We start from the raw sequence: 17,118 nt of genomic DNA, 5'->3' as shown, positions 1-17,118 counted from the left end.
TCACCCGCGGCGATGCGGTTGGACTCCCGCGGCCGGCGGTCGAGAAGAAGGATTTAGTCGAAAAAAACATTACCGTTTGACCGCCACCGATTTGTGGACGTAGGCGGTTTTTCCGCTGGAAAGGCGGATCCGGTACCAATTCTTGCTCTCGCCGGTCAGGTTCAATTTTTTCCCCTTGGCCAGCCGCTGGAGAACGGGAGCCTTCAGGGACGGAGCGGACCGGACATTGGCCAGCCAGACCTTGATGGCCACCTTGCCCGAGGCCTTGCGGAATTCGGACGAGCTTTTTTTGCTCTGCGAACCGCCGGATACGAGGCGCACCACGGAGTCGTGGACGTAGGCCTTTTTGCCGTTGGAAAGGCGGATTTGGTGCCAATCGCTGGCCTTTCCGGTGCGGGTCAGCACCGTTCCCCGCTTTGCCTTCTTAATGACGCTGGCGCTGAGGGAGGGGCCGCTCCGGATGTTGGCCACATTGACCGACACCTTCAGTTTCCCGGAGGCGGGTTTGACTTTCGGGGAGGTGCTTCCCTTTTTCCCGCTGTGGATATGAACGGTCGTGCCGACCGGAACCAGATTGTACAATTCGATGACGTCCTTGTTGTACATGCGGATGCAGCCGTTGGAGGCATAAGTTCCGATGCTTTTGGGCTGGTTCGTGCCGTGAATGCCGTAGGTTCTCCCGTTGTCTCCCTTGACGCTGATGCCGAGCCACCGTTCTCCCAGCGGATTGTTCGGGTGTCCGCCGGGGATGCCCTTCCATCCGGGTTTGACGAACTTCACCACGATGGGAAACGTGCCTTCCGGCGTCAGGGACGGGGTGCGGCCGGTGGCCACGGGATACTGTTTGTACACCCGGCCGTTTTTGTAAAGGGTCAGTTTGTTGGTGGCCTTGTTCACTTCGATTTTATAGGGAGAAGCGGCATCCGCGTCGGTGGCGCCCAGCCCGAAGATCACCGCGAAGCCGAGCAGGGCGGCAAGACCCCAACTCCAAATCTTTTTCGTAATCGATCCCTCCCGATTTCTCCTCTCTTCTCTCTACCGGCGCGGGATGCGGACAGGGTCCGTCAAATCTTTCTATTTACACTATATCGGAATCGATCGTCGCCGGGAAGCCCCAATTAACGGGAAAAATCTGTTTTCATTTTAATATAATCATGATATCATAATGATGTAAGTGTCCGGGAGAGCGCGGTGCGGCCGAAGGGGGGCGATCGCCGAGGATAAGGAGGATCTTCAGCGGATGAAAAGGGGCGGCCGGAAGAGGGTGCCGCGACGTTCAATCTGCGCCGGTTTTCGGGGAAGTGGCGGCGCTGCCGTGGCCGATTGGATTTCCTTTCCCTTATCGCTCCTTTGTGCAGCCCTTGTTTTTCCACATTTCCCGGTTTCCCGGCGGCCGAAAAGGGGAATCCCGCATTCTCCCTGCGAAGCGGGCTGTGTCCGTTGCCATGGCCTCCGGCTTCGAAGGGAGCATCCCGCGGCCTCAGGTGTCGCGCCGAGGCGGAGGGAATGGGTGTTTTCCGCCGGATCCTCGGACCTGCCCAAGGGCTGGCCGTGTGCTTTGCGGCGGGGGCGTTGAGCAAGACGCGGTCGATGCTTCTTCGCATGTTGGCAAAGTTTTTGCGGCGGAAAAGTTCCCCCTTCCCCCCGCTCTCCCGTTTGGATGCGACATTTCCCCGACCGGAGGTCTGTGGCCCTTTGATGCCCGCGGCCAACCTTCGCATGCCTGCCGGCTAACGGTCCGCCGGTGTCCCCGGCGGGCATCTGTGCCGGAGCCGGGGGCCTATGACGGGAAAATTGCGGGATGAAAATATAGAACAAACGATTTATACTTAAGGGGAATCCAGAGATGGGAGGAATTTCATGAATCGGGAGTCTTCATCCAATTTGTCGTCCAACAAGGGACCCACCCTGTGGGGGATTCTGATCGCTCCCACCGAGCAGTTTGAGCGAATGGTCCATCGTCCCCGCTTCGGATGGGCATTGGCGGCGATGATGGTGGTCGGATCGATCGTGGCGGCGCTGGTGGCGGCGCAAGTGGCCTATTCGATGGTCCAGGAGACGCCCATCCCGGAAGAGGCGCAGATGATCGCTCCAGACCAAATCGCGATGGGTGCCGCCTTTTTGGGATTTGTCGGGAGTTTGGTCGGCATTCCCGTCAGCTTGCTGCTGATCTCCCTGATCCAGAAACTGCTATTGATGTTGTTCCAGGGAGAGGCGACTTATCGCCAGCTCTTCTCTCTCAACACCCACCTGTACCTGTTTACTCTTTTGGCCAGTTTGATCATGGTCGTCATGATGCTCCTTCTCGGCCCCTCGGAGAACCCGGAAATTTATCCCACCAGCCTGGCGGCGCTGGTGCCGGCGGAGGGAGCGGTCCTCAGGGGGGTTCTGAACGGGATCGAGCTGTTCGCCCTCTGGAAGCTGTTCCTCACGGCCAAAGGGCTGTCCGTCATCGCCCGCCTCTCTTCGGGGAAAGCCTGGGCGATCGCCCTGATCCTCTTCGTGGGGGGACTTTTGTTTGCCGCGCTGAGCGGCTGGTTCTCCGAGCTGGCGGAGAGCTTCCAATCTCCCCAGGGCATGTAAGGCGGCCGGGGGAGAACATTCCCTTGTGCGGACAAGGAAACTTCGCCCTGCGGGGCCCGCGCGGGGGCGGGAATCTTTCTCCCCGCCCCCGCGGCATCCTTTTTAACGGATTATGAAAAAACGGAGGCGGATGAATGAAACACCGCAAAATTTGGATCGGCTCCGGTCTGGTTCTTTTGATCGCTGCGATGCTCACGGTTTATGTAATCCGAAACACCCAGGCGCAGGCGGAAGTGAAAACGGTGAAAGCCGCGCGGGAGGAAATCCGCGAGGAGATCGTCACCTCCGGCGTTCTGGAAGCCGGAAGGCAGCAGGAAGTGTATCTCGATCCGGAGCGCGGGGAGCTGGCGGAAATTCCCGTGAAACCGGGCAAGAAGGTGAAAAAGGGAACGGTTCTCGTCCGCTACCGGAACGACCTTCTGGATTCCGAAAAACAGCAGGCGGAAATGCAGATCGAGGCGGCCCGGGTGAAGCGTTCGGGCCTCCTGCGGCAGCTGGAGGAGGCGAAAAAGGCCGGTCAATCCGTGCCCGGAGTTCCCGGCGGCGGAGCGGTGTCTGAAGAGCAGATCCGGCAGGAGATCCGCCTGGCCGAGCTGGAGATGAAGCAGGCCCAAAAGCAGCTGGAAACCCTACGAAAGCGGTTGGACCGGCTGACCGTCAGAAGCAACCTGTCCGGAACGGTGGTCCAGGTGAATCCGAACGGGGGAAGGGGGGCTTCGGCGGAACCCCTCGTGATCGTGGCCGATTTGGAGGACCTGAAGGTGAGGGCGGATGTGTCCGAACTGGATGTGATGAAGGTGAAAAAGGGGCAATCGGTCATCATTCGCTCCGACGCCCTCCCGGATGAGGAGTGGAAGGGAGAGGTGATCCGGGTGGGGGAACTCCCCCGGTCCGATGAGAAGATGGCCGCCGCTCCCGGCGGGGGATCCGGACAGGTGGTCTATCCGGTGGAAGTGAGGCTGAAGACACCGATTCCCCTCAAGCTGGGATCCAACCTGATCGTGGAGATCGCCGCGGAGAAAAGGAAAGCCCTCACTCTTCCCCAGGAGGCGGTGAGGGAGGAGCAGGGCAAATCCTTCGTGTTCGCCGTGGAGAAGGGCAAAGCGGTCCGCCGGGAAGTGAAGGTGGGCATCAGTTCCGGAGATCGGCTGGAAATCCTGTCGGGAGTGAAACCCGGCGAGACGGTGGTCCTCGATCCGCCGGAGGATCTCCGAAGCGGAACGGAAGTGAAGGCCCGATGATCCGGCTGGAGCAGGTGGAAAAGAGTTACCGGACGGGCCCCTTGTCCGTCCCCGTCCTGAAGGGGGTGGATCTCACCGTCGAGGAAGGGGAGTTTGTGGCCATCATGGGGCCCTCCGGGTCGGGCAAATCCACCCTGATGCACATCATCGGCTGTCTGGATCGCCCGACGAAAGGGCGCTATGTGTTGAACGGGCGGGACGTGTCGGAGGCGGACGAGGTGGAGCTGGCCCGCATCCGGAACCGGTGGATCGGCTTCGTCTTCCAGCAGTTTCACCTGTTGCCGCGAATGACCGCCAAGCAAAACGTGGAACTTCCTCTGATCTATGCGGGCCTTCCCAAAAAGGAGCGGGAACGGCGGGCGGAACAGGCGCTTAGCCGGGTGGGCCTGGAGGGCCGGATGGATCATCGGCCCAATGAATTGTCCGGAGGTCAGCAGCAGCGGGTGGCCATCGCCCGGGCGCTGGTGAACCAACCGTTCCTCTTGTTGGCCGACGAACCGACCGGCGCCCTGGATACCGCCTCGGGCCGGCTCATCATGGATCTGTTCGCCGAGCTGCACCGGGAGGGGCGAACCGTCGTCCTCATCACTCACGATCCGGAGGTGGCCGCCCGGGCGGAGCGGCGGGTGCTGCTGCGGGACGGCCGCATCATCGGGGAAGTCCGCGGTGGGGGGGCGACGGGATGAGCGTGTGGGAAAACGTCAAAATGGCCCTTGATTCCATCTTCGCCCACAAATTGCGCTCCTTTCTCACCATGCTGGGGATTGTCATCGGCGTGGCTTCGGTGATCATCATCGTCTCCATCGGCCAGGGGGGCGAGGCCCAGCTGACCGAGGCCTTCGCCGGAACCGGCAACACCATCACGGTGATGCCCGGCCCGGAGATGCAGTTGAACGAAGGGGGGGCGCTTCCCGACGACCTGTTTACCGAAGAGGATATCCGGGCCCTGGAGCGGTTGCCGGAGGTGAAGCGGGTTTTTGCCGTCAGTTACAGCACCGCCGATATCCGCTACCGGGGCGAGCGGATGGAAGGGGCGGTCGTCTTCGGCATCAACAACAACGGCATCCTGGAGATGGATCAGCGGAAACTGAGCGAGGGGAGCGGCTTTCGCACCTCCGACTTTCTGAGCGGGAGCGCCGGGGCGCTTGTCAGCGCCGACATCCGGGACGAGCTGTTCGACGGAAAAAATCCGGTGGGAAGCATCATCCGGATCGGCGATCGGCCGGTGGTGGTGAAGGGCGTGCTGGAGCCGGTGGAGGGGCTCTTTTCCGGCTTTCAGCAGACGGAAATCTATCTGCCGTACCGGACCTGGCAGAGGGTGTTCGGCCAGGGAAGGATCAGCCAGCTGATCCTTCAGGCGGAAAGCCCTGAACAAATCGAGGCCGCCGGAGAAAAGGCGGTCGATCTCCTCAACCGGCGGCATAACACGGACGACGGCTATCAGGTGCTCAATCTGGAGCAGATCACCGAGGGGATTTCCCGCGTCGCCCGGATCATGACCATCGTGATCGGCAGCATCGGCGGCATCTCCCTGCTGGTGGGCGGCATCGGCGTGATGAATATCATGCTGGTCTCCGTGACCGAGAGAACGCGGGAAATCGGCATCCGCATGGCCATGGGGGCGACGCGCGCCCAGATCCTCCTGCAATTTTTGATCGAGTCGATCACCCTCACTGTCATCGGCGGGGCGATCGGCATCCTGATCGGTTACGGCGTTTCGGGACTGATCTCCCTTCTTTCCCCGTGGCCGGCGACGGTCTCCCTTCCCGTCGCCCTGGGCGGCCTCCTCTTCTCCGTCCTTTTCGGCGTCGTCTTCGGCCTTCTTCCCGCCAACAAGGCGGCCCGCCTCGATCCCATCGAGTGTCTGCGGTACGAGTGAGCGCCGCCGCCCTTGCGCGGCCGGAAAAACTTCCGCGCACGCGGAGGAAAAGAATGCCAATCCGGCGAATCTCGACTCAGATGAAACCTTTTCGCAAAACTATCATCTTGAAAGAGGTGCCGGAACATGTTGGCGAAACTCCTTCGCGGTTGGTTGATGGTGGCGGTGCTGGGAATGCTGCCCGCCTTTGGCGCCGAGGCGGGAGATGCCGTCCCGCCCAAGGGGCGCGCGGTCAAGGTTCTCACCTACAACATCGCCCACGGCGTCGGGCATGACGGCCGTCTCGACCTGGATCGCATCGCCGGGGTGATCCGCCGGAGCGGTGCGGATGTGGTCGCCCTCCAGGAGGTGGACAAACACTGGGATGCCCGCAGCGATTTTGTGGATCAGGCGGCGGCATTGGGGGAAAAGTTGAACATGCGGGTGCGGTTTGCCCCCATCTATTCGCTGGATCCCCCGGAGCCCGGCAAGCCGCGGCGGGAGTACGGATTGGCGATTTTGAGCCGTTATCCGATCACCCGCTTCAAAAACCACGAACTCTCCCGCATCAGTTCCCTGGAGCCGGAAAAGGGCGTGCAGAAACTGCCCGGGTTTCCGGAGGCGGTGATCAACCTCCACGGGCGGAAGATCCACCTTTTTAACACCCACCTGTCTTGGCTGGATCCGGAGGTGCGGCTGCTGGAGGCGGAGGAAATGCTGGAGATCATGGGTTCTGCCCGTCATCCCGTCGTCCTGGCCGGGGACATGAATGCCCTGCCCGATGCCCCCGAAATCGACCGGTTGAGGGAGGTCCTGACGGACACCTTCGAGGCGGCGGGCGAGGGGGACGGTTACACCTTCCCCGTTCCCGATCCGGTGCGTCGGATCGACTACATCTTCGCTTCGCCGGACATTCGCGTGCTGGACAGCCGGGTCATCGAAGGGGAGGGCTCGGATCACTACGCGGTTCTTTCCACCTTGTGGGTTGAGTGATTGCCGGGGATCGAAAAGGAGCCGGTTTGGCCCGGTGTGAAGCCTTTGGGCGGGTCGCGGAGCTTTGGGGCCTCTCTGCCCCGCACAGGCCTTTTCATCGAAACAACAAGGGAGCGATGCAGCATGAGATCGGGGATGAAAAGGGCGTTTGGAATCGTACTCAAGGCGCTGATGGGGCTGGTCCTTCTGCTCGGTGCCGCCTTCGGCGTTTATGTGTACAATAATCTGACCTATCACGACCGGGCCATGGCCGAGGTGAAACGGGCCGGGTTTGTCGAGAAGGATGTGACCGTAGGCGGTTCCCGCATCCATTACGCCGAGGGGCCCGACAACGGTCCGGCGCTGTTGTTGATCCACGGCCAGATCATGGATTGGACCAGTTATGCCCGGGTGTTGCCGGACCTGGCGGAGGAATATCACGTGTTTGTGGTCGACTGCCACGGCCACGGGAAATCCGATAAGGATCCCCGGAAATACAGCGCCAGGGCCATGGGCCGGGATTTGGCCCAATTTATCCGGCAGGTGATCGGAGAGCCGGCGGTGGTGTCCGGCCACTCCTCCGGCGGGCTTCTCGCGGTGTGGCTTGCGGCCCACTATCCCGAATGGGTCCGGGGGGCGGTGTTTGAAGATCCGCCCCTCTTCACCACCCTTTTTCCCCGGGCCGAGAAAACCTTCAATTATGTGGATCTGAGCACCATCTGCCACCGCTTTGTCCAACAGGGGGAGGAGAGCGACTTTACCCTCTACTACGTGAGAAACAGCTACCTCCTGAAGTTTTTTCAGGACGCCCGGCCGGGAATGATCCGGTATGCGGAGAACTACCGGAAAAAGCACAGGGACCGCCCCCTCCGGTACTGGTTTATGCCCCCGGTGATGAACGAAGGATTCCGGACCCTGCCCGATTACGATCCCCGCTTCGGTGCCGCCTTCTACGACGGTTCCTGGAATGAGGGATTTGATCACGCCGCGGTGCTGAAAAAGATCGAAAAGCCCACTGTCCTCATCCTGGCCAACTGGTCCTATGACGAAAACGGCATCCTGCTGGCCGCCATGGACGGAAAGGACGCCCGAAGAGCCCACACTCTTCTCAAAAACAACCGGCTCATCAAGGTGGATTCCGGTCACAATTTCCACTTCGAAAAGCCGCGGGAATTCGTAAGGATTTTGCTCGACTTCAAGGAGCGGATCGGTTGAGGATCGGAACCGGGTCGGCGGTTTGCACCGCGGGCTCCGTTTTCGGAGAAAGGTCTGCGGCACACGGGTCGTCCCCCGACGGCGTCGGGTCATGGACCGGTTTCGGGAGGGCCGGATTTTCCGGCGAGCGCCCTCTGCCGCATCTCCGCCCTGTTGGGAAGCGTTGTGAACAATCCCTGTCCGATGCCGAAGGGGGGCTTCCTGCTTTGTCCCGTTGCGACAGCAAAGGTATTCGGCGGTAAGCCTCCACCTTTCAACATCTTTTTGCAGCGCTTTGGCGCGGAGTTCGTCTGCCAGCGGCTCAAGCCGGTCCCCGAAAGGGACCGGCTTGTTGCTTGGAAGGGGAGGGCGGAGATGGGGCGCACTCCCGCCAAGGCGTTCCGGATGTTCGCAGTTGAACGGGATCGAATTTCCCTTTATCCGAACAGTGCGGTGGCGATGAGGAGCATGATCAGCGCAACCAGCCAGGCGAGGGTGGTCGGCACCGACCAGGTGAGAATCTGCTCCTTGGTGTCGCGAATCCCCAACATCCGGTTGGCGACCCAGAACATGCTGTCGTTGAAGTAGGAGAAGACCATGGAGCCGATCGCCGCCCCCTGTGCCGCCAGCACCATGTTGACCTCCAGGCCGCTCAGGATCGGTGCGGAAATGGAGGCGGCGGTGATCATCGCCACCGTGCCGCTTCCCTGGATCAGCCGAACCAGGCTGGCGATGACGAAGGGAAGCAGGACGGCCGGCAGGGAGGTGTCGGCGATCCACTTGGCGATCGCCTCGCCGGTCCCGCTTTCCCGCAGGACGTTTCCCAGGGCTCCGCCGGCGCCGGTGACGAGCAGGATGATCCCGGCGGAACGGATTCCCTCTTCCATCCGGTCCAGGGCTTCCGAACGGCGGAGGTGGCGGACCAAACCGTAAATGGCGATCAAAAGTCCCAGGCCGACGGCGATGACGGGGGATCCGACGAACATCAGGTAATCGTAGATGCCGCTCTCAAGTTCCAGGGCGCTGATGGTCGTGTTGACGAAGATCAGCAAGATCGGAACCACGATGGGGGCCAGCGAACGGGTCAAGGACGGAAGGTCTTTTTTCTCTTCCAATTCGAGCAATTCCTGATAGGTTTTCGGCCGGTCGGGCCGCACCCATCCGAGCCCCGTTTCATCGGGCAATTGATAAATCCTTTTTCCGAGCCATTTCGAATAGTAGATGCCGGTGATGAAGACGGGAATCCCGAAGAGCAGGCCGGTTAAAATCATCACGCCGATGTCCACTCCGAAGATTCCCGCCACTCCCAGGGGGCCGGGGGTGGGAGGAACCAGGTGATGGGTCGCCGTCAAGCCGATCCCCAGGGCGACTCCCAAGCCGACGACCGATTTCCCCGTCTTGGATGAGAGCGCTTTCGCCAGCGGGGTTAAGATGACGAAGGCGGAGTCCACAAAGATCGGAATGGAGACGACGTAACCGGTCAGGGCCAGCGCCCATTCCTCTTTCCGCTTCCCCAGCCATTTGAGAAAGCTGTAGGCCATCCGCTCCGAGGCGCCGGACACCTCCAGAATGCGCCCCATCATCACTCCGAAACCGATGACCAGCCCGATGGAGCCGAGGGTGTTTCCGAAGCCGGCCGTGATCGCATTCACCACGTCGGGAGGCGTCATGCCCCCGATGAGTCCCGTCAAGGAGGCTGCGATGATCAGGGCCGGAAAGGCGTGGACCTTGGTGCGGAGGACCAGAAAGACTAACGCGAAGATTCCGACAAGTAGTCCGAGAATCATTTGACCTCCGGTTGCTTCCATTTGAAATCCCTCCCTGAAAAAACGGTTTTGCATCCGGAAAATCTGTGACCTCCTGCCCGGTTCCTCACCTCCTTTAGGAACCGCTTCCATCCCGAGGTGGACGTGGGGGACCCCCGGAAAGCTCCGTCAGGGTCCCGGTTTTTTGATCGAATAGGTGATGGCCGCCCGAATCGCCTCCATCATGGAGACCGGAGAAGCGATTCCCTTCCCGGCGATGTCGAAGGCGGTGCCGTGATCGACGCTGGTCCGGAGGAACGGCAGTCCGAGGGTGATGGAGACGGTTTTCTCGAAGTCGATCATCTTCGCCGCGATGTGCCCCTGGTCGTGGTACAGGGAAAGGACGGCGTCATAGGCCCCCTTCCGGGCAAAGTGGAACACCGAGTCGGCGGGAACGGGGCCCACGACGTCCATGCCCTCCCGCTGTGCCCGCTGAACCGCCGGAAGGATTCCTTCGATCTCCTCCGTTCCCAAAAGCCCCCCTTCACCGGCGTGGGGATTGAGGGCGGCCACCGCCAGGGTCGGCTTTTTCCCCGTGAGGGATGAGAGGGCCGAATAAGCGCGGCGGATTCCGCCGTATACGAAGTCGGCATCCCTGATTTTGCGGCAGGCTTCCGCCAGGGGGAGGTGCCGGGTGAGGAAGAAGATCTTGACGTTTTGGATCTGAAACATGGTCATTTCTTCCCGGCTTCCCGCCATGGCGGCCAGCATTTCCGTGTGTCCGATGTAGGGAACGCCGGCGGCCTTCAGCGATTCCTTGTTGATCGGGGCGGTGACGATGGCGTCGATAGTGCCCTCCTTTGCCCATTCGGCCGCCCGCTGGATGTATTCGAAGGCGGCCCGGCCGCAATGTTCCTGGACGACCCCCATCCGAAGGGAAGAGACGTCGATGTTGTCCATATCGAGGACGTCCACCGTTCCAGCGGTGTACCGTCCCTCGGAGGGGTCTTTGACGCGGTGAATCTTCAGGGAAAGCCCGAGCTGCTCCCGGGTGCGCTCGAGCACCCGGGCGGAACCGATGACGAGGGGGCGGGACAGTCGGTAAAATTCCTCTTCCTTCAGCGCCTTCAGGGTGATTTCGGGACCGATGCCCGCCGGGTCGCCGATGGTGATGCCCAAAAGGGGTCTGTTTGTTGTCATCTCCACTCCTCCTGTGCGGTCTGTTTGTTGTTTCGCGGGGGATGGGGGGCTTTCAGCAGGGAACGGACACAGGCGACGATGGCCTCCCGGCCGCCCGCCGCTCCCCCTTTGGTGGCGATGTTCATGCCTTCGAAGGGACCGCCGATGATCCGGGCCATTACCGCCAGGGGAAGGATCTCCTCCAGCAGTTCCACGGCTTCCGCCCCCAATTCCCTCAGGACGGCGGCGGCCACTTCACCCCCGGACAAAAACAGTCCGTCAAAGGGGCGGGAGGCGATCCATCTTCGAACGGCCCGGGCAAGGGCGAAGGCGGGATTTGGGCCGGAGTAGGGGATCCGGTCCGTCCGCAGCAAAAGAAGGAAATGACCCCGCAGCAGGCGGTCCATCCGGGCGCCGATTTCATCGACGGTCCGGCGGAAATCATCCTCCTGCACCAGCCGGTTCAGGTCCACATCGATGACGCCCGGAGAAAAGGCGCTTTGGACCACCTCCAATTGTTCGCGGGTGGTGGGCGCCGGGGTGCCGGCGATCAGCAGCAGGCGTTTTTTCATCGAGGCTTTGGCGGTGGCGTATGCCGCCGTAAAGGGACCCGGATCGACGGGAAGAAGGGGGATCTCCAGGGCGGCCCAGGCCTCGGCGAGGGCCTCAATGTCCCGTTCCGACGCGGCGTCGCAGACCACGATTTTGGCTCCCTGCGCCACCGCTTTGGACAGAGCTTCCGCCAGGTGAGGGGCTTTTCCCGTTTCCACCCATTCCACCGGCAGAGAGGTCTGGGACCGGATCAATTCGACGACATCGGAGGTGCGAACCGGGGAGAAGAGGTCCCTCCCGACCTCCGTTTGGTGGACGGGGACGCCGTGGACGAACAGCGTCTTCCCCCTCGTGATCCTCCCGGATGCCGGGAAGGCGGGCACGACCGCCGCCACCGCATCCCCGGGGCAAGCCTGCAGCATCGCTTCGGTTTCGGCGCCGATGGCGCCCCGCAGGGTGCTGTCGATCCGCTTGGCCAGTTGCAGGGTCTCGCCGAAGGGCAGATCCCGGAGCCGGCGGGCCATCCCCCGGACCCGCTTTCCCGCTTCCCCGGCGGGGAGAAGCCGGGAGTTGGCGTTCCACACGATGCCGTCCCAGGAGGACAGGCGGTCAAGGGATGCGCGGTGGTCCAACAGCGCCGCCACCCTCCATCCCTTTTTGCGGAGGAGGACCCCGGTCGCGTTGGCCCCGGTGATGTCGTCGGCGATCACCGCCAGCCGGGTCATGTTGCGCTTTCCTCCTTCGGAGCGATGATCACTTCGATGCCCGCCTTTTGGCAGGCTTCGGCGCTCTCCGGGGGGATGCCGTCATCGGTGATGATGGTGTGGAAATCGGTCAGGTCCGCAAAGGAGAGGAGCGCCCGCTGTTCAAATTTGCTGGAATCGGCCAGCAGCACCCTTCGCCTGGCGCTTTTCATCATCGCCTGTTTCATGGTGATCTTGGTCATGCTGTTGGTCATGGCGCCGCGTTCCAGATCGAAGGCATCGCAACCGATAAACGCCGTGTCCACGTTGAATCCGGACAGCATCGCCACGCCGTGGTGCCCTTCGAGGCTGTATACCTTGGGTTTCAGCTGTCCCCCGGTCAGCACCACGTGAAGGCTTTCGACGTCGCCCAATTCCAAGGCGATTTTCAAATCGTTCGTGATCAGCATGACGTCTTGGAGGGAAGTCATCTGCCGGGCCAGCCGCAAGTTGGTCGAACCGGCATCGAGGATGACGCTTTGTCCCGACCCGATCAGAGCGACGGCCCGGCGGGCGATCGCTTCCTTGGCCGGCTGATTTCTCTCATCTTTCCACCGGTGGGGAAACTCGCGCCGGGGATCTTCCCGCAGCATGGCTCCTCCGCGGGTACGGACGATTCTTCGTTCCGCCTCCAGCACATCCAGATCCCGCCGGATGGTCATCGCGGACACGCCGAACCGCTCGGCCAATTGGTTGATCTGGGCGGAACCCTCCGTCTCAATCTGTTTCAGGATCAATCGTCTTCGCTCGGCGGACAACATGGACCGGTTTCGCTCCTTTGATTATGAACAGAAATGAACATATCATGTGTTATATAGTGTTCTGAAGTGATTCTTTTTGTGATATTCACTATATCTCTTTGAAAAAATTTCGTCAACGGTTTTTTTCATCCATTTTTTGGGGAGAAGGGGCGCGCGCCGACGGCCCCTATGATTTTCTCCGCCGTTCTGGTAAAGTATTAAGAAATGTTTCAGGGAAAGGCTGATGACGGGGGGAACGGCACTTGTACAGGATGATCTTGTTTGACGTGGACGGGGTGTTTCTCAGCGAGGAGCGCTGTTTTGACGCATCGGCCCTGACCGTGTGGGAGATGTTGCACCACCCGGAATATTTGGGATTGTCCGGGGAAAACTTCACACCGGAACCCGACGAGGGGACCATCCGCCGGGTCCGGCGGGAGGTGTTTGCCGAGGACCGGGTGCTGGACTGGCTGAAGGCCCGGGGCATCAACTCCAACTGGGACATGGTGTTTCTCACCTTTTCCTGCCAGCTTTTGTCCCTTCTCCGCCGGCTGGAGGAGATCCGGCCCGGCTGGAGCCGGAGTTGGCTCGAGGAGCCGATCGACGCGGAACGGTTGAAGGGGCTGGGCCGGGTGGTCCGGGAGGCCGGGATCGATTTCCGCCCTTCCTACGAAGGCTTCATTCCCGCCTTTTCCTCTTCCCGGGCGGAAAAGCACGAAATTCTCCTCCATCTCAACCGGCTCGCGGAGGATTGGCTGGACGTTCAAAAGCCGGTTTTTTCCCGAAACAGCGCCCTGTGGGAACTGGGGAGATCGGCGTTTCAGGAGTGGTATCTCGGCGAGGATTTGTATCGGAGGGTCGAGGGAAGCAAGCCCCGGACGCCGGGAAAGCCGGGGTTTCTTCACCAGGAGATTCCCCTGGCCCCGAAGGAGGCGATCCAAAGGACATTGCGCCGCCTGCGCGACCGGGGCATCGTCCTGGGGATCGGGACGGGACGCCCCCGCCTGGAGACGGAGGTGCCCCTCCGGTCGCTGGGTTTGCTGGATGCCTTCGAACCGGAACGGATCGTCACCGCCAGCGAGGTGGTTCGGGCGGAGGAGTCCCACCCCGATCGGGCTCCGCTGGGCAAGCCGCATCCCTTCACCTATGTGAAGGGCTATTTGGGCCTGAAGGCGCCGGATGAAGCGTGTCTTGACGCCGATTTTCCGCTTCCGGGGGCCGAAGAGGTGCTGATCGTCGGCGATTCCGTCGCCGATCTGTTGGCGGCGCGCCGGATGGGATGCCGTTTCGCCGCCACCTTGACGGGATTGACCGGGGAAAAGGCGAGGCCGAAATTTGAGGAATTGGGCGCCGATTACATCCTGGAGGACGTGACCCGGTTGCCGGATGCGATCTTCTGAAACTTTCCGCGAAAAAAAATTGACCATATCCCGGATTTTGGGTCATAATAATAGGTGATTGGACACTTTGCAGCAGGCCATCCTGTTGAACCAAATCTACATAACGGAGGGATCACGTGTATGGCAAAGTTTGAATTGCCCGCGCTGCCTTATCCCGCCAATGCGCTGGAACCGCACATCGATGCCCGGACGATGGAGATCCATCACGGCCGTCACCATGCCACCTACGTGAACAACCTGAACGCCGCGCTGGAAGGTCATTCCGCTTTGGCCGAAAAATCGCTGGAAGATCTGTTGCGCAACCTCAACGAGGTGCCGGAATCGATCCGCACCGCGGTTCGCAACAACGGGGGCGGCCACTATAACCACACCCTCTTCTGGCAAATCATGAGCCCCAACGGCGGCGGTCAACCGACCGGGGAGCTGGCCGACGCGATCAACCAAACCTTCGGCAGCTTCGAAAAGTTCCAGGAGGAATTCACCAAGGCGGCCCTCACCCGCTTCGGCAGCGGCTGGGCCTGGCTGGTTGTGAAATCCGACGGGAAACTGGCCGTAACCAGCACCCCGAACCAGGACAACCCGCTGATGGACGGCGACCAACCGATTTTGGGCCTCGACGTTTGGGAGCATGCCTATTACCTGAAATACCAAAACAAGCGGCCCGATTATGTGAAGGCCTGGTGGAATGTGGTGAACTGGGAAGAAGTGAACAAACGCTACCTGAACGCCCGCGGATGAGGGGAAAATCCCGGGCCCTTGACCTCCGGTTTCGGCCGGAGGTTTTTTTGTGCCGGTGTAAGAGAGCCCGGAGGCTGGACACACTAAGCCCAGGGGGTGGTGAGATGGCGCGCAGGCGTCGCCGCAACCGGCTGCTGGTGCCCCGGGCCCGCGGAGAAATGGAGCGGCTGAAGGCTCAGGTGATGAGCCGGGAGCTGGGAACGGGCCCGATACATCCCGAACAGGTCAAGTTCGAAGTGGCCCGCCGGTTGGGCGTACCCTTGAAACCGGAAGACAACGGCGATCTGACCGCCGCCGAGGCCGGCAAAATCGGCGGTGCCATCGGCGGCCGCATGGTGAAGGAGATGGTGAAAAGAGCGGAGGAAGCGCTGGCTCGCCAGAGGCGCCCCTGAGGTTTTCGACGGCCCGGCATCCGGGCCGTTTCCTTGCACGCCGCCTGCGAAAAGGAGGCGGAACCGTTCAAATAGAAAAAATCGTTTTGGACAAAAAAAAGATTTGACAAAGGGGGAACGTTGTACGATAATAAGGACTAATTAAATTGCATAGCTTGACCCGACTCGTTATCCAGAGAGGCGGAGGGACTGGCCCGATGAAGCCCGGCAACCTTGCCCCGTCACCCCTCGGGGTGGCGCCTTGAACGGGGCAAAGGTGCCAATTCCTGCAGTGCCGGGGGCGCTGAGAGATAAGGAGCGGGGTATGGATGATGCGGCTACATACCCTCTTCTTATTCGAAGAGGGTTTTCATTTTATCCAATGTGCACAGGGAGGGAAGCGGAGTGGACCGGATCGATGTGGCCCTGTTGGGACTGGGGACCGTGGGAACCGGCGTGTACAAAATGCTCCAGAGCAATCAGGATGTGATTGCGCGCCGAACCGGACTCCTGTTCGAAGTGAAGCACATCCTGGTTCGCGATCCGAACAAGAAGCGAAAAGTGGACGGAGTGCAGCACCTGCTCACTACCCGGTTCGAGGAGATCATGGCGACAGGGGTCGACGTGGTCATGGAAGCGATGGGCGGGGTGGAACCTGCCCGAACTTACATCGAACGGGCCATCCGCACCCGATGCCACGTGGTGACGGCCAACAAGGAACTGATCGCCAAACACGGCGCGGAATTGGAGAAACTGGCCCGGGAGCACGGGGTTCAGCTTTTGTATGAAGCCAGTGTCGGCGGCGGGATTCCGGTGCTGGGGACCCTGCAGCATTTTCTGAAGGCGAACCGGATCATGCGCGTATCCGGAATCTTGAACGGAACCACCAACTTCATTTTGACGCAGATGGGGGAACACCAGCGCCCCTTTGAGGAAGTGCTGGCGGAGGCCCAGCGGCGGGGCTATGCGGAGGCCGATCCCACCGCCGATGTGGAAGGATTGGATGCCGCCCACAAACTGGCGATTCTCAGCCGTCTCGCCTTCGGGGCCGTGGTGTCCGTCGACGAGATCGCCCGGCGGGGCATCACCGACATTTCCCCCGAGGAGTTGGAGTTGGCCCACCGGTTGGGGTACAAGATCAAACTGCTGGCCAAGGCGGAGCAGTTCGGGGAAGAAGGGCCCGTCGCCCTGCAGGTGGGGCCCACCCTGGTCCCCCTGTCCCATCCCTTGGCCGGCATCAACGGCGTCTACAATGCCATCCATGTCGAAGCGGACACGGTTCAGGACGTGACGCTGGTCGGACAGGGGGCGGGAGAGCAACCCACCGCCAGCGCCATGGTGGAGGACCTTTGCAACCTGTTCCGCCTCCCCCTTCCCCGGCCGCTTCCCTACCGACGACCCCTGGTTCTCCCCGTCTGGGAGGAGGGGGGAGCCCGCTTCGCCTTCATCGAGACGAAGGACCGCCTCGGCTCCGACATCTCTCACCAAGTGAAGGAGCGGTTGAAACGGTTCGGGACCTCGGCCGTGGATGTCGCCTGGCTGCCGGGGGCCGAACGGGGCGCGCTGGCGTTGATTTTGCGCCGCTGGGATCCGTCCCTGGAGGAGAAATTGACGGAGGAACTGGGGTTGGAGGCGGAAAGGGTCGTCTTTCGCCCCCTGCTGGGGATGCCGGAGCCCGTCGGCGAAGAACGGGAGGAAAAAATCAGTTCGGCTCAGTGAGGTGGGAAAAGGGACTGCCTGTGTGGTATGATGGCCGCACAGGCTTTTTTTGCGGGAAAACGGCAGGGAAGGGAACGGAAAAG

At 61.3% G+C, this 17,118-nt stretch carries 15 protein-coding genes and 1 riboswitch; of the genes, 10 read left to right on the top strand and 5 right to left on the bottom strand.

Features of this window, described 5'->3' with window-relative positions; genetic code table 11:
- Positions 1-69: 69 nt before the first annotated feature.
- Positions 70-954 (bottom strand): L,D-transpeptidase family protein, encoded by an 885-nt coding sequence (locus BM063_RS05330; RefSeq protein WP_092036584.1) that lies wholly within the window; start codon positions 952-954, stop codon positions 70-72.
- A gap of 906 nt (positions 955-1,860) precedes the next feature.
- Here BM063_RS05330 and yknW point away from each other — a divergent pair.
- The 6 genes from yknW (at position 1,861) to BM063_RS05295 (ending at position 7,869) form a co-directional block, all read left to right on the top strand.
- Positions 1,861-2,583, top strand: a complete 723-nt coding sequence (gene yknW, locus BM063_RS05320; protein WP_092036579.1) for a YknW family membrane protein — start codon at positions 1,861-1,863, stop codon at positions 2,581-2,583.
- 134 nt (positions 2,584-2,717) lie between these two features.
- A complete protein-coding gene (locus BM063_RS05315; protein WP_092036577.1) occupies positions 2,718-3,824 on the top strand; it encodes an efflux RND transporter periplasmic adaptor subunit in 1,107 nt (368 codons plus the stop codon).
- Positions 3,821-4,510, top strand: a complete 690-nt coding sequence (locus BM063_RS05310) for an ABC transporter ATP-binding protein (RefSeq protein ID WP_092036575.1) — start codon at positions 3,821-3,823, stop codon at positions 4,508-4,510. Before BM063_RS05315 ends, BM063_RS05310 begins: the two co-directional genes overlap by 4 nt.
- A complete protein-coding gene (locus BM063_RS05305) occupies positions 4,507-5,703 on the top strand; it encodes an ABC transporter permease (RefSeq protein ID WP_092036573.1) in 1,197 nt (398 codons plus the stop codon). The genes BM063_RS05310 and BM063_RS05305 overlap by 4 nt, the downstream gene beginning before the upstream one ends.
- A 126-nt stretch (positions 5,704-5,829) precedes the next feature.
- Positions 5,830-6,675 carry an endonuclease/exonuclease/phosphatase family protein gene (locus BM063_RS05300; RefSeq protein WP_092036571.1) on the top strand — a complete coding sequence of 282 codons (846 nt, stop codon included), beginning with the start codon at positions 5,830-5,832 and terminating at the stop codon, positions 6,673-6,675.
- A 135-nt stretch (positions 6,676-6,810) separates the two neighbouring features.
- Positions 6,811-7,869 (top strand): alpha/beta fold hydrolase, encoded by a 1,059-nt coding sequence (locus BM063_RS05295; protein WP_177199000.1) that lies wholly within the window; start codon positions 6,811-6,813, stop codon positions 7,867-7,869.
- Between the two features lie 416 nt (positions 7,870-8,285).
- On the opposite strand, the gene BM063_RS05290 is transcribed toward BM063_RS05295, so the two are convergent.
- The 4 genes from BM063_RS05290 to BM063_RS05275 all read right to left on the bottom strand — a co-directional run bounded on the left by BM063_RS05290 (position 8,286) and on the right by BM063_RS05275 (position 12,828).
- Positions 8,286-9,656 carry a GntP family permease gene (locus BM063_RS05290; protein ID WP_092036684.1) on the bottom strand — a complete coding sequence of 457 codons (1,371 nt, stop codon included), beginning with the start codon at positions 9,654-9,656 and terminating at the stop codon, positions 8,286-8,288.
- Between the two features lie 126 nt (positions 9,657-9,782).
- Positions 9,783-10,793: a 4-hydroxythreonine-4-phosphate dehydrogenase PdxA gene (gene pdxA / locus BM063_RS05285; RefSeq protein ID WP_092036567.1), complete on the bottom strand. Its 1,011-nt coding sequence runs from the start codon at positions 10,791-10,793 to the stop codon at positions 9,783-9,785.
- Positions 10,790-12,049 (bottom strand): four-carbon acid sugar kinase family protein, encoded by a 1,260-nt coding sequence (locus BM063_RS05280; RefSeq protein WP_092036565.1) that lies wholly within the window; start codon positions 12,047-12,049, stop codon positions 10,790-10,792. Before BM063_RS05280 ends, pdxA begins: the two co-directional genes overlap by 4 nt.
- A complete protein-coding gene (locus tag BM063_RS05275; protein ID WP_092036563.1) occupies positions 12,046-12,828 on the bottom strand; it encodes a DeoR/GlpR family DNA-binding transcription regulator in 783 nt (260 codons plus the stop codon). The genes BM063_RS05280 and BM063_RS05275 overlap by 4 nt, the downstream gene beginning before the upstream one ends.
- Before the next feature lie 251 nt (positions 12,829-13,079).
- On the opposite strand from BM063_RS05275, the gene BM063_RS05270 reads away from it, so the two are divergent.
- The 4 genes from BM063_RS05270 to BM063_RS05255 all read left to right on the top strand — a co-directional run bounded on the left by BM063_RS05270 (position 13,080) and on the right by BM063_RS05255 (position 17,035).
- Positions 13,080-14,207, top strand: a complete 1,128-nt coding sequence (locus BM063_RS05270) for an HAD family hydrolase (RefSeq protein WP_342713740.1) — start codon at positions 13,080-13,082, stop codon at positions 14,205-14,207.
- A 120-nt stretch (positions 14,208-14,327) separates the two neighbouring features.
- A complete protein-coding gene (locus BM063_RS05265; RefSeq protein ID WP_092036559.1) occupies positions 14,328-14,945 on the top strand; it encodes a superoxide dismutase in 618 nt (205 codons plus the stop codon).
- A gap of 104 nt (positions 14,946-15,049) precedes the next feature.
- Complete coding sequence (locus tag BM063_RS05260; protein ID WP_092036557.1) at positions 15,050-15,337, top strand: small, acid-soluble spore protein, alpha/beta type; 288 nt, start codon at positions 15,050-15,052, stop codon at positions 15,335-15,337.
- Positions 15,338-15,502: 165 nt separating this feature from the next.
- A riboswitch (SAM riboswitch) is annotated at positions 15,503-15,634 on the top strand.
- Between the two features lie 87 nt (positions 15,635-15,721).
- On the top strand, positions 15,722-17,035 hold the full coding sequence (locus tag BM063_RS05255; RefSeq protein ID WP_177198999.1) for a homoserine dehydrogenase: 1,314 nt from the start codon (positions 15,722-15,724) through the stop codon (positions 17,033-17,035).
- Positions 17,036-17,118 lie beyond the last annotated feature (83 nt).

It is taken from the genome of Planifilum fulgidum, assembly GCF_900113175.1.
GTDB classification, from domain to species: domain Bacteria; phylum Bacillota; class Bacilli; order Thermoactinomycetales; family DSM-44946; genus Planifilum; species Planifilum fulgidum.
This window is presented reverse-complemented; position numbering and strand designations above follow the sequence as displayed.

What these genes read in the sequence shown, in the direction of transcription:
- yknW (WP_092036579.1), top strand. Translation starts at nt 1,861, where the DNA reads ATGAATCGGGAGTCTTCATCCAATTTGTCGTCCAACAAGGGACCCACC.
- BM063_RS05315 (WP_092036577.1), top strand. Translation starts at nt 2,718, where the DNA reads ATGAAACACCGCAAAATTTGGATCGGCTCCGGTCTGGTTCTTTTGATC.
- BM063_RS05310 (WP_092036575.1), top strand. Translation starts at nt 3,821, where the DNA reads ATGATCCGGCTGGAGCAGGTGGAAAAGAGTTACCGGACGGGCCCCTTG.
- BM063_RS05305 (WP_092036573.1), top strand. Translation starts at nt 4,507, where the DNA reads ATGAGCGTGTGGGAAAACGTCAAAATGGCCCTTGATTCCATCTTCGCC.
- BM063_RS05300 (WP_092036571.1), top strand. Translation starts at nt 5,830, where the DNA reads ATGTTGGCGAAACTCCTTCGCGGTTGGTTGATGGTGGCGGTGCTGGGA.
- BM063_RS05295 (WP_177199000.1), top strand. Translation starts at nt 6,811, where the DNA reads ATGAAAAGGGCGTTTGGAATCGTACTCAAGGCGCTGATGGGGCTGGTC.
- BM063_RS05290 (WP_092036684.1), bottom strand. Translation starts at nt 9,656, where the DNA reads ATGGAAGCAACCGGAGGTCAAATGATTCTCGGACTACTTGTCGGAATC.
- pdxA (WP_092036567.1), bottom strand. Translation starts at nt 10,793, where the DNA reads ATGACAACAAACAGACCCCTTTTGGGCATCACCATCGGCGACCCGGCG.
- BM063_RS05280 (WP_092036565.1), bottom strand. Translation starts at nt 12,049, where the DNA reads ATGACCCGGCTGGCGGTGATCGCCGACGACATCACCGGGGCCAACGCG.
- BM063_RS05275 (WP_092036563.1), bottom strand. Translation starts at nt 12,828, where the DNA reads ATGTTGTCCGCCGAGCGAAGACGATTGATCCTGAAACAGATTGAGACG.
- BM063_RS05270 (WP_342713740.1), top strand. Translation starts at nt 13,080, where the DNA reads ATGATCTTGTTTGACGTGGACGGGGTGTTTCTCAGCGAGGAGCGCTGT.
- BM063_RS05265 (WP_092036559.1), top strand. Translation starts at nt 14,328, where the DNA reads ATGGCAAAGTTTGAATTGCCCGCGCTGCCTTATCCCGCCAATGCGCTG.
- BM063_RS05260 (WP_092036557.1), top strand. Translation starts at nt 15,050, where the DNA reads ATGGCGCGCAGGCGTCGCCGCAACCGGCTGCTGGTGCCCCGGGCCCGC.